Annotated in this window: 5 protein-coding genes and 1 tRNA gene; all 6 read right to left on the bottom strand. The window is 43.9% G+C overall.

Going from position 1 to position 13,293, the window contains the following annotated elements; genetic code table 11:
* Positions 1 to 61: 61 nt before the first annotated feature.
* On the bottom strand, positions 62 to 4,375 hold the full coding sequence (locus tag NSS82_RS01430; protein ID WP_081386637.1) for a glycosyl hydrolase: 4,314 nt from the start codon (positions 4,373 to 4,375) through the stop codon (positions 62 to 64).
* A 396-nt stretch (positions 4,376 to 4,771) separates the two neighbouring features.
* Positions 4,772 to 5,116: a hypothetical protein gene (locus NSS82_RS01425; RefSeq protein ID WP_076272817.1), complete on the bottom strand. Its 345-nt coding sequence runs from the start codon at positions 5,114 to 5,116 to the stop codon at positions 4,772 to 4,774.
* Between the two features lie 215 nt (positions 5,117 to 5,331).
* On the bottom strand, positions 5,332 to 6,432 hold the full coding sequence (locus tag NSS82_RS01420) for a glycerol dehydrogenase (RefSeq protein WP_076101108.1): 1,101 nt from the start codon (positions 6,430 to 6,432) through the stop codon (positions 5,332 to 5,334).
* A gap of 164 nt (positions 6,433 to 6,596) precedes the next feature.
* The gene (locus NSS82_RS01415) at positions 6,597 to 7,991 is read right to left on the bottom strand and encodes an MATE family efflux transporter (protein ID WP_076105218.1); all 1,395 of its coding nucleotides are present in this window, start codon (positions 7,989 to 7,991) and stop codon (positions 6,597 to 6,599) included.
* Positions 7,992 to 8,109: 118 nt separating this feature from the next.
* Positions 8,110 to 8,193: transfer RNA gene (locus NSS82_RS01410), tRNA-Leu, on the bottom strand.
* Positions 8,194 to 8,420: 227 nt separating this feature from the next.
* Positions 8,421 to 12,728: a bifunctional 2',3'-cyclic-nucleotide 2'-phosphodiesterase/3'-nucleotidase gene (locus tag NSS82_RS01405; protein WP_076105217.1), complete on the bottom strand. Its 4,308-nt coding sequence runs from the start codon at positions 12,726 to 12,728 to the stop codon at positions 8,421 to 8,423.
* Positions 12,729 to 13,293 lie beyond the last annotated feature (565 nt).

Here is a 13,293-nt window from a genome sequence, read left to right as displayed (position 1 = left end):
TGCTAAATAAATAAGCCGGAAGTGAACATCGTAAAATGTTCGCTTCCGGCTTTACTACTTTCTATTTAATCGTGATTTCGTCCACATATACGGTAGCACTACCCACCGGATCGGTTGCTGTGGTCATGACTTGAACGCCAATCGCTTGGGTCAAATTACGATCCGCTACCTTGCTGATATCCAATGTTATTGTAGTAAATCCATTGGTATCTACTGGTGCAGCCGTAGAAGCAGTCCATGTTCCCCAGCTTGAGCCACTTTGGGTGAACAGCTGAGCCATTACACCGCTAACATCGCTTGCATCAATAGGTACAACCTTGATTTTAAGCGTAATTGTTGATGCATTCGCTAAGTTGGTAACCACCATACGACGCAGCTGGAATTGCCCTCCATTTAATGTTAAGTCCGCTTGCATCGAATGAGTTCCCTCAGCATACACAGCATTGCTCACCGATAGATTCTGGGCCAGTGCTGTATTATATTTATTATTTTCATCCACATTGATGCTGAAGCCTTGCAGTGTATTGTCCTCGAAGCCATAGACGACAGCTTCAGGTGCGGTACCATTCTTCAGGGTCCGAACATCATCCAGATACAGCGTAGAAGTTCCCGTACCGCTGAATCCCTCGAGCTTGATACCTATGGCTTTTACACTATTAAGATCAGCAATACCTGCCAAGTTGAGCGAAACCGTAGTAAATCCACTCGAATCTACTTTCACAGCTCCACTGTCAGCCCAAGCCCAGGTTGATCCCGTCTTAATATACAAACGTGCATCCGCTGTTCCGTTCGACAGTTTAATTTGTGCGCTTAATTTATCTACCGCGCTCAGATCCAGACTGCCATTTTTGCTGAGCTCAAAAGCTCCACCTGAATCGAGTGAGAACAAGGAGCTTAACGAATGAGTTCCTTCAGCAGCCTCATCAGTCGAGATCACTGCCGCGCTTGCACTGGCATTATTTTGCTCTACTGTCCAGTCCTGAGTATCTTTTTCGAAGCCATACAACAGCTTCGCCTGTTCTGGCGTGCTGCCAGGACCTTCGCCCCCGTTAGGGACGCCACCCGTTCCATCATTAAACGCTGTAATATCGTCAAAGTACAGCGTACCAGACGTACTTGCTACTGTGTCCTTTTTATTTACGTAGATAGACACTGCCCGAATGTCCTTAAGGTTCTCTTTAGTGATTACTTTACCAGCATTTCCTGTATCCCATGGCGCTGGAGCGAACTGGCTGAATGGAATTTCCACCATGCCAGGTGTCGTACCTGCCAGTGAAGGATAAGCTTCAAAAGAGATGCCGCTTGCATTGACCTGAATAACAAGCTTGTGGTCACTGCCATCAGGTGCAATCCAGAGCTTCAATTTGTTGGCGTCCGACCAGTCGGCATTATTCATGTTTTTGGTACGACCTGTATAACCTTGACCATCCACATTATAATCGAACCTCAGGCCATACTTGCCATCATTTTTATGGTCCGCATCAAGTGAGATCGTATTTAGATCGCCCGCAGGACTTAATGCCGCACGAAGTAATTCATCATTCCCTTTGTAATTCTCAAAAGTATCTACAACCAATGGATCCCCATTGCCCTGCACGTCACTTACAAAGATTTGGATCGTTTGTGAAAGTACAGAACCATCCTTTGCATAGGACTTAACAGTAAGCATCACGCCAGATTCGTCGAAGGCTACACCTGGCGTCCAATCTGCCAAGTAATAGAAACCTTCTGCGTCAGCTGCCATGCTGTACTCTGTTGTGTCATCCCCAATCAGGTAGGTTACTTTATCCACGTCTTGATTTAACACACGAACACGAAGGGTCGATGCTTTTGTCGTGGGCACTGTTTGGTTTGCCGTTGGTGAGGCAATGTGTAAAAAAGGTTGCTCGGCTTCTGTAGTTACCTGTTTCGAATAAGCATCCGCAACAGCCACCTCATGGCTGAAGCTTGTATACGGATCATTATAATAGTCCACAAAATCAGGGAGCAGTTCATGATCCCCTAGTCCGTTTGGAGCATTTCTATAAGGGACAAAGATAGAATCTGTATTGAAATTCGCCCAAGTCTGCATGTAGGCCATCCGTTTAGCATCCGGATCAGACTGCAGCGCAGTGATTAGCTTGGTAAAGAACTTCAGGTCCTTCGTGCCGGTTGGCTTCACACCCGAATAACCGAACTCAGTAAATGCTGCAATTTTCCCCTTATCATCCGCCAGCTTCGAGATCAACTTAGCATCCTTCACGACTGAATCAAACCAACCCTCAGTGGTTCCGTCATAATAATTATCGAAGCCCAGGATATCGACATAGTCATCTCCCGGATACGTCTCAAGGAAGGTCGCATCTGTGCCGTTAAACGGACTTCCCGGTGAGAACGCATACAAGAAGTTATGCACATCTTTTTTGTCCCGTAAATATTCAACGGTATGACGATAAATTTCAGCATACTGCTCCTTCGTACGGTAAGGTGCACCCCACCAGAACCAGCCACCATTTTGCTCGTGGAATGGACGGAAAATGACCGGAATAGCTTTACCATTATCATCTTTTAAGTTATTCGCAAAGTCCGCAATCATATCCAGGAATGCATTAAATTCTGCATGTTTGTCACCACCGGGTAATATATGCGTAAGCACATTCCCTTTGGTGTCATAAAAGTCCTTTCCTGTGACGAAGTTCGGCATATGTGAGCTTAATGTAAGCACGCCGCCTTTTTCATAAGCAGATTTCATCACGCCGATTAATTTATCACGATTCTCCAGCTTGGTTGCGCCTAGATCGCCTGGTTTCTCAAAACCTTCAAGACTAAGCGTATCCCAGCCGAACAGGCCCGGAAGGTCGCCTACTGCATTCTCAACCTCAGACTGCGTTCCGTCCTTTTCAGTAATAGAAAGTCCTTCTGTAGTAGCATGCTGATGTCCAAACAAGATCTCACTGCCGCGGATATCCTGTAAGTAGGCGAATAGTGATTTAGTCTCACTACTTGCATCAACATCCGCTAAATTCTCGATACGTCCCACAGGACCCGTCGGGGCGGTCGGTGTCGGTGTTGCTGTTGCTGTTGGTGTTGCCGTTGGTGTCGGTGTTTCCGTTGCTGTTGGTGTTGCTGTCGCTGTAGGTGCCGCGGTTGGATTAGTCGGACCTGCCGGCGTTATTGATGAGCCTGATGCCGAGGTAGGCGCTGGGGTAGCCGTTGCTACAGGACCTTGATTGCCTTTGATAATAACAATTGTGCCAGGAGCAATGGGCTTACCGTTCAACGTTACTCCTGTTGCTTTAACGTCCGCTTTTGCAATGTCGCCCTGACCAGAAATGGTGGTTCCAGTCGCTTTATCAGCAACGTTTAGATTTGCAATCGATGCGCCTTCACCTAGGATCAGTCCCACAGTTCTATTTAGAATTCCCGTGGTGATCATCGTCCCAATTCCAAACTCCAGCCTTGCTAGACTATCTACCGTTAGCTGAGAGATTTGGGTTGTACCACTCGTGAGGACACGAACCTCACCCTCTTTACGATTTATATTTACTTTGCCTAATGAGCTATTCTTAATAAGAATGGAGTTTACCCCGCCACCTGCAATAAATGTGGTGCCCGTAACCTTAATGCCCTCAAGGGTCACTTCGCCGTTACCGATCCCAGCGGTTAGATACAGGTTTCCGTTTATCGTTGCATTTTTTAACACAACACCATCATGATTAACGACTACATTTCCAGAAACTATTCCTCCTTCAAAGCTCCCAGATTGCGAGTAATAACTCTTCACTATTTTATTAATTAACGTTATAACTTCGGCACGGGTGATCCTTCCAAGCGGCTTAAAGGTTCCATCCTCATACCCTGTGATCAATCCTGAGAGCGCATCAACTGCATCCTTAGCATAAGCTTGAATCTGAGAGGAATCATTAAATCCACTCAATGATGAAGCGCTTTCAGTAGCTTGAAGAGTAAATATCCGAGCCAACATCGTCACCGCATCCTGACGCGTTATATAATCAGTAGCTTGTGCTTTATTCTCTGAGTAGCCTTCATAATACCCAGCATATCGTGCCAACGAAAGCTGATCTGCATACCAATCGTTTGCTTTTACATCGGAAAAAGATTGATCTGACTTCATATAGAAACCGAATACCTTATTCAAGATCGTAGCAAACTCAGCTCTTGTAATTCCTTCATTGGGATGAAAAGAACCATCCTGATACCCGTTTAAAACGCCATTTTCTACCCACTTCGCAATATTTTGTTGTGCCCAGTGACCCTTTGTATCACCGAATCCAACAGTGGATGGTGCTGCTGCTGCAGAAATTACAGATGGGAAAGGAGACATTATCATTGCACAGGCAAGTATACTCCCCAGCCACTTTTTCGCTTTTTTCATTCCTAATTCTCCTTCGAAAATAAATGGATTTGATAATAAGAATAGCCAACCAGCTGTTATGAACCCAATAACTATCTGTCCTTATAGAAGACAATTACAGACCTACTCGCTAACTATTCACCTCCACATCTCCAACTTTGTTATTGATAACAAACGCTAACAAAAACTCCTTATTTCGTTACACATTCCGGTATATGCAAGATTATAGCGGTTACATTGGCATAAAACAATCAAAATATTGCCTTTTGTTATAATTATTTTATCTTTTACGTTAGCACATATGTTAGTTATTCCGAAAATAAATAACAAAATTCAATTTAATATAACAAAAATAGACACCCCGCAGGAGTGCCTCCCAATAATCATATAGATGAGATCCTATTCATTTATCATGTTTTATTGGTGGCACGGAAACACAGATGTTCCTTCCCGCACCTCTTTCGTCAGATCGTCCATAGTGACAAGATTATGTGTAGTTCCGAGAACGATAATGACATAATACGATTGCCCACTTGAATCCTCGAGCACTACCTGATAACCTGACCCTCCAAATAAGGGTTTGCAAATCGTTGCAACTCTCAACGACGCACTTTCCGTGTACTCTTTGCGCACATAATCCATTCCAAGACTTCCTGCTGCCCGCTTGTTCTGACGCTCCGAGTTTCCGTGAATTACTGCTATTATTACCGCTCCAATAATTATGATAATAAGGATTAGATAACCTGAATGTTTTTTTCTCATCTTTCCTCCTTATTATATAGAGTGATATTGGCACAGCAACGGGGCGATTAGCAATAATCTTATTTCTGTAGGTCCCCCTATCCCGCGATTAAGTGCCGAAGCCAATATCTATATGAAAAATTTTACCACTACAATACCTCAAAAGCTTTCCCTTTATAAAAATAAAAGGCACCCCCAAGGGCGCCTTCATTATCACTGCATATTAGTTGTGCTAGTTATTTATAAGACTCTGCCAGCGAGTTCGCCACCACTATCGCATTGTACACATCTTCCGGAGTAACCGGGAACGGCATATTGCCCATTGTGTCTCCTTCTGCACAAGCAGCTTCAGCAACTTGGCGCCATTCGGATTCGATAAATTCCGTACACCCCAGATCGGCGAGGGTTAGCGGAAGATCTACATCCTTGATAAGCTTAATGACAGTTTCCAGCTCCTCATTTGAGGCATTTTCCAGTACTAACTGGGCTAAAAGACCAAACGTAACCTTTTCACCATGCTGAGCTTTGTGTAGTGAAGGAACGGCTGTCATCCCATTATGGATAGCATGTGCGGCAGCCAGACCACCAGATTCAGCACCCACACCACTTAGATAAATTGTCGCTTCAATGGTTTCCTCCACCGCGCGTGTATAGAGTTTCTGATCGACCGCACGTTTAGCTTTTACCGCATTCTTAAGTAGAGCTTCATAACAAAGTCTTGATATACCTAGACCCGTTGTAGAGGGTTTCATGAGTACGAGATTGTCACCATTAGAGGCATAACAAGCACGGGCTTCAAAATAAGTAGCCAGTGCATCGCCAATTCCAGCTGCGAAAAAACGGGAAGGCGCTGAAGCTAAAATCGCTGTATCAGCCAAGACTACATCCGGATTACTTGGGAGGAATAAGTATTGATCAAATGAACCATCTTTATTATAAATGACAGCCAGCGCTGTACATGGTGCATCAGTAGATGCAATCGTCGGAAAAATAACTACAGGCAGCTTCTCATAATACGCAGTAGCTTTTGCGGTGTCCAGTGTTTTACCTCCGCCGATACCAACGATGATATTCGCCCCAGCTTTACGGGCAAGTTCCCGATTACGATTAATCTCTTCCTGAGTACATTCATAATTGAATTTTTCAAAAGTAGCCTTATTCCCCGCACCTTCGATGGAACTTCCCGCCTCTTTCTTAGCACGTTCCAAAATGAACTCATCACAGATCACATAGGCATGATCGCCAAACGCCTTAATATACTCATTCAGATCTGAAAGTAAGTTATGGCCGGAGATAAATTTCTTTGGTGAAGTAACGGATCTAACGAAATGTGACATTGTGCAAGACTCCTTGTTGTGTGTTTTAGTAAGCATAAAGACGCAATTCCTACATATTATTACCCCGCTACCCAAGAAATACTCAAGCTGCATTCTCCAAAGGCACTCATCAGAGCATGCAAAAAAGACACCCCTCAGGGTGTCCTTTGATTTTTTTATATCTATTATATAACACGATGCTGAACCCATTTCTTGCCCATAAATCGCCGCAGGAAAATCAAACCTCTGATCCCCCACTCACAATTCATCGCCAGCCAAACGCCGAGTATACCAAAGTTCAGAACAATACCTAAGATGTATCCGAGCACTACACGGAACAGCCACATCGTAAGCATCGAAACCATGGAGGTAAACTTGGAATCCCCTGCTGCTCTAAGCGCCGAAGGTGTAATAAAGCTTATGGACCATAACGGAATTTGCGCAATCGTATTGATGAGCACAATCAGGAAGATATCTCTCACAATCTCAGCAGGAGGATGGAACATCGACACTAATGGATTGAAAAAAGGCATAATCAGCAACCCCATTACCACCAGGGAAAGAGAAGAGGTGACAAGGAATGATTTAATAAATTTTCGAGCATCCTTAACATTATTGCTTCCCATACATTGTCCCACCACTGTAATAATCGTTAAGGACAACGCATTCCCGGGGATTTGCATAATCCCTGCAAAGGAGGAGGCAATCGCATTAGTCGCAAGTGCATACGTACCCAGACTAACGATAAAGATCTGAGTCAGAATTTTACCACCATTAAAGAACATCTGCTCCGCCGCAAACGGCATCCCGATGAACATTATTTTTTTCAGCATAGACAGCTTAACCGCTACAAGATCGCGAATACGGATATGCAGATCGTTGTCCAGTCGGAATAGATAATAAAGTGCGCAGAACGCCCCCAGGTATCTAGCAATATTTATAGAAATGGTCATCCCCAGAACACCCATATGCAACAGGTTAATAAAGACGAGATTCAATAAGACGTAAGTTAAATTCATAATTAGCGAAAGCACAAGCGAGGCCCTCGTTCTACCGATTCCTCGAAGAGCACCACATACCGCTTCCACAACAGCTATACCAAGATAAGAGATACAGCTCCCAATCAAATATATTCGGGCGTTCTCCATAACCTCTGGTGAGGCCGCTCCAAATAGTAAATTTAACAGCGGATTGTGAAAAAGAATTCCGAACATCCCAATAGCAAATGCCATCAGCGAAACAGATGACGTAGCACCTGCCGTAGCTTTTGACACCATGAGGTCATTGCCGCTCCCTTTATACTGCGCAACAACAACCGTCCCACCTGTTGAGACGGCAATAAACACACTAATGAGAAAAATATTAAGAGAATCTATCATATTGACCGCACTGATAGCTGCCACACCAGACGAGCTTATCATAGCTGTATTCACTAGATTAAGACCCACCACAAAGGCCTGATCCACTAGGATAGGGATGAATAAAGCAATCATCTGACGATAATCTATCGATTCACCAGAGAAATACTTTTCCAGAAACCGCACACTTTGCTTCGTATTTACACCTACATTAGGCTCCATCTTTGCTTCACTTCTTTTACATAGAGTTTGTCAAATTGAATTATGCGTATAAATAGAAAAAGGCTCTTCAGGTTGAAGAGCGATTCAAAAGTATTGCCTGTTTATATGCACTTAGGTATGCGGTCGAGAGGACTCGAACCTCCACGGGGGTTAGCCCACACGGACCTGAACCGTGCGCGTCTGCCAATTCCGCCACGACCGCACAAAATATTAAAAAATACAGTGCAGAATATAAGTTAACATGATTTCACAGAAAGAGCAACAACAAATTTAACAAGTAAAAGCGCCATCGGCGTCCTTGTAAGGACAGTAAGCGTTAAAGGGAAGACTATAAGAGTATTGGTGCCACTTATACTTTCTTATATTTAAAAAAAGTGTATCGATGCCCTCACGAGGATCATCGATACACTTTTAGTTAGAACAATAGAATTATGATGCTTGTCCAAGCATGCGATAGATGATAACCGCTGCTTGAGCGCGATTAGCTATACCCTTAGGTGCAAATTTCCCACCATCAACACCGTTGACGATTCCCAATTGAGTTAGCTGTGCGATAGCCTCTTGTGCATAAGGAGCAATACTGGATTTGTCTGCAAACTTACCCAATGCTGCATTTTTATCAATCGGCTGTAGTTTGTCTTTCAGTGCGTTAGCAACCATAATGGCCATTTCTTCACGAGTCACTTCACGACCCGGTTCAAATTTGCCATTTCCAGAGCCTTGTACAAGTCCAGCCTTCACCGCAAGGGCGATAGAATCCGTGTACCAAACTCCTTGTTTAACATCGTTGAACGAACTGGTTGTTGCTGAACCCGTAAGATTCAGTGCGCGTACCAGCATCGTAACGAACTCTGCTCTAGTCACTGTTTTGGTTGGCGCAAAAGTATTTGCATCCAGACCTTTCAGAATGCCCTTAGCAGCCAATGCTTCAATAGCTTCTTGCGCCCAAGCTACCTTACCCAGATCCTTGAAGTTTGCTGCTGGCGCAGTAGTTGGTGCAGGTGTTACCGTTGGTGCTGTTGATGGCGCTGGTGTTGCTGTTGGTTTCGCGGTTGGAGTAGGCGTTGGAGTTACACCGGTAGAACCGCCTCCACTGCCATTGCCCGATCCCGAATCAGCCTTTAATTTATTAATAATACGTCCTTCAATGGCCGCTTTAATCTCTTTGCCATTAAACGTTTTTACAATGTAGTCGTAGAATACGTCCAAATCAATAGGTCCAGCCAATGAATCACTAGCTTGAGTCAGAACCTTGTAGTTATCTCCACCCGCAGCCATAAAGTTATTTACTACTGCTGTATATTTCTGCGTAGGATTAATTGGTGTTCCATCAGTTAGTGTGAGGCTCGCAATACGATCGGCTACTGGCAGATACATATTCGCTGTATATTTCAGTCCGGAAATTTGCAGCGTTTTGATATCTGGTGTTCCATCAGCTTTTACATTCCATTGCTGTTGCAGCAATGTTTTGATTTGCGCTCCAGTTAGTGTCAGCTTCACAAGCGTGTTGCCGAATGGCTGAATTTTAGCCAGATCGCCGAAGGTTACAGGACCTTTTGGAAGGTCCGCACGGATACCGCCTGGATTCATAAAGGCGAAATCGGCAGCTTTTGCACCATCGCCGAAGTCAGCATTACGCATAGAGTCAGCAATCAGATTCCCAAGTGCAGCCTCATTATTGTAAGCATCGGTACGAGTGATAGTTCCGTCCGTTGTACCTACTGGTTGGGTAAGCTCAGGATGCTTCTCAAGGTAAGCATTAACCAGTGCCACACTTTCCGGATCTGGTGTTACACCCTCATGGAAGGTGGAAGTTACCACAGCAGACTTGTCCTTCACATCACCTGTTTTAGGATCAATGATCAACTTGATATCCTCAAATGCTGTACCGTAAGAATAAGCTTGTACAATCAGCTTGCCGTTTACTGTTCCATTTGCAAGTGCATGGTTATCACCAGCAACGATAACATCAACAGGGGATTCCGCAGGAAGCGCATTGGCTAGATCAGCCGCTTCACCTGTAGTCACACCATCTTTGGTTGTTGCAGGATCATGTGCAAGCACGATAATCGTCTCAACACCTTTAGATTGAAGCTCCTTAGCGTATTTCTCCACAGCCGCCACTTCCTCATCAGGCGTGAGGAAATGCACGCCGGCCGTACCGGAAGGCGCTACCTTGCTTGGTGTGGATTTTGTTACAAGACCAATAAAGCCAATTTTCACACCGCCCACTTCTTTGATTACATAAGGATTAATAATTGGCTCGCCAGTTTTGGCATCCACTGCATTCGCATTAACATAATCAAAATTGGTACCCTTGTGGGTAACATTGCTGTCCTTAGGGTCCACGCCGCCATAAAGCTGTGTCATCAATGCATCGACACCTTGGTCAAATTCATGGTTTCCTAGGGAGCCCACATCAAATCTCATCAAGTTCATCCACTCAATCGTCGGCTCATCGCGCTCAAGCGAAGATACTGGAGCAGATGCACCTACGGAATCTCCGTTATGGAAGAGTAGAGAATTATCGTATTTAGCCTGTGTTTCTTTCAGATAAGTCGCAAGAATAGCAGCTGTCCCCACATTCTTATTGTTGACGACAGACACCGTATCCAGTTGACCGTGGAAATCATTAATTCCAAGAAGGTGAACTTCTACGTCCTTAGCTGGTAGAGCCAATTTATAAATACTAAATCCCTTAACATCTTTTTCACCAGTGTCCTTAATGTTGGCCGGCATAACTTTCGCCGCTTCTGGTGACGAAGTAAACGTGAGATTTACGTTATCCGAAAGTGGAGCCAAAGACCAGTTGCCATCCGCAGAAGGATCTATTGTACCTACTTCTTTGATGTAGTCCATAAGGATCTGGCGATTCTCATCCTGGGAATCGACTAGAATCTCCGAACCCTTCACACCTGGGAAATTCCCTCCGCCACTCGCACGGTAGTTGTTAGTCACAACAATGAAGTCTTGGTTAGGATCCAATGTTTTTCCTTTATACGTAATTTGCTTCACACGACTCGATGAAGCATCGTTTATAACACCGGTAGGAGTATATTTTGCAGGTTTGGTTACATCGATTGTGTACTTAATGCCATCAATAACATCGAAGTTATAAACAGCAAACTCCCCATTCAGCAAACTTTGTGGAGCTGTGCTGTCTACTTTGATAGTATTAAACGCACCCGCACTCATTTCAACCCATTCCTTAACAACAGAGCCTTTAACTTTAATGGCTTTCAGCGTGTTGTCATACAAATACAAGTCACTTGCACTACGAATAGTCAGTGGACCTTTCTCAATACTCGTGTACTCTGAAGGACCGTTACGTCCAGCCTTGAAAGGAGCACCTACGCTGAGAATTGGAAGATTTTTATACTGTGGAAGATTGGTATCAATATACTTCTCCACATACCACTTCTGGGCATTGGTAACAATCTGCACGGTAGGGTCGTCCTGAACCATTGCAAAATAGCTGTTCATCGGAGCGGTAGTAACACCTAGCTCTTGACCTGTATAGTCAATAGTAGCTTGGTGATCTGCTGCAACAGCAGCATCAACAGCAGCATCCGGTATAGCATTGGCTATGGAGCGGGTTGAGGCGATGGATTTATCTTTGTCCACTTCCCATTTGCCGCCTACTTCCACCAATTTGAGATCAATCAGACCCAAGTAACCTCCACCATAACCCGCTTGCACGGCTGGAGTCCCATTAATGTGGCCATAAACATTATCAACAACAGATTGAGCGTTATTATACGCCTGCCCTGTTAGGGGATCCTTGAAAGAAGCGTCAAGGGATTTATCATCAACTGTTGGGAACACTTTGTGAGTGTGTGAGAAGGTAATCGCATCAATGCCGTCAACCTTACTTAAAAGATTGATAGCATTCTCTGCACCAGTACCCGCAACTGCGGTTGCATCGAAGCCGGTATGTGCCATTGCTACGATTACATCGACACCCTCACTCTTCATGATAGGAACATATTTTGCTGCTGTTTCAGCAATGTCCTTAGCAATGACTTTGCCTTCCAGATTAACCTTGTCCCATTCCATAATCTGCGGGGTCACAAGACCAAGCACACCGACTTTAATATCCCGGAGCTGGTTATCGCTATCCACTATTTTTTTATCAAGAATGACATAAGGTTCAAAAGCATTTACGTCATTATCTGGATTACCATCTTTATCATCAATATATATATTGGCATTTACATAGGGGAAGTCCGCACCACTCAATGGGTTATTAGCACTGCCCTTAATAGTCCGATTTAAGAATTCCAGCCCATAATTGAATTCATGATTACCAAAAGTCGCAACATCATATTCCATAATATTCATAGCCGCAATCATAGGGTGTAGCTTAGTCTCTGATTCTACTAAATTACTTTCATTCGCGATGTAAGTACCCAATGGCGTACCTTGAATCAAGTCCCCATTGTCGAGCAGAAGATTATTATCAGGATATTCGCTCCTAGCATAAGTAACCAACGTAGCTGTCCGATCAAGTCCTACAGTTACTGAAGCTGCATTCTTAAAATAGTCCCAGCCGTAGACATTGGTGTGCACGTCCGTCGTGCTCATCAGCCGGAGTTTGGCTGTGGCTGCGGATGCTGCTTCAGCTTTATCTGTAACCCAAGCTGCACCCAAACCAATACCTCCAAACACCTGCAAAGAAAGCACTGCAGTTGCTAATACAGAAGCAATCGGCTTATTCCATCGTGTCTTCCATCCCATAATAATATTAGTCCTCCCTATCATTTTCACATAATTTCTGTGATATTATATCACACAAACATAACCAATTATCATATAATTGTAAAAATAATATAAAACAATGTTAAATATAATAACATAAGAAGAAAGACCTAAACTTATGAATCCGTTTTTATAGGTCAAGAGTCAATAGATGCAAAAAGAACACATCTTCACCAGATGTGTCCTAAAAACAATCCTATATAAAGTCTAGAAAAGTCGAATCTATATCCGGCACTACTTTTTACCCATTCATAGCAGTAATCCCAAAACAGATTGCAGTTATTAGAGATAAGGGTGTCATCACAAGTTTTTCTTTCATGCTCCTCGACAATAAGTTCATTATAGTATTAAGAATTAAATAGACTGCGAAAAAATAACATACCCTTCTATCAAAAGGTAATCCAATAGAGATCACATTACCTGCCTGCAATAAGTACAGGATGGCAATTAGCTGTATCACTACTGAAACTCCACACGCGACTCTCATTTGTGGAGGCATAATTCTATGCCTTCCTCCCATTGCAAATTCCCCATAAGGCAGTCC

This window comes from Paenibacillus sp. FSL H7-0735 (genome assembly GCF_038008505.1).
In the GTDB taxonomy this organism is placed as follows: Bacteria; Bacillota; Bacilli; order Paenibacillales; family Paenibacillaceae; genus Paenibacillus_AQ; species Paenibacillus_AQ odorifer.
This window is presented reverse-complemented; position numbering and strand designations above follow the sequence as displayed.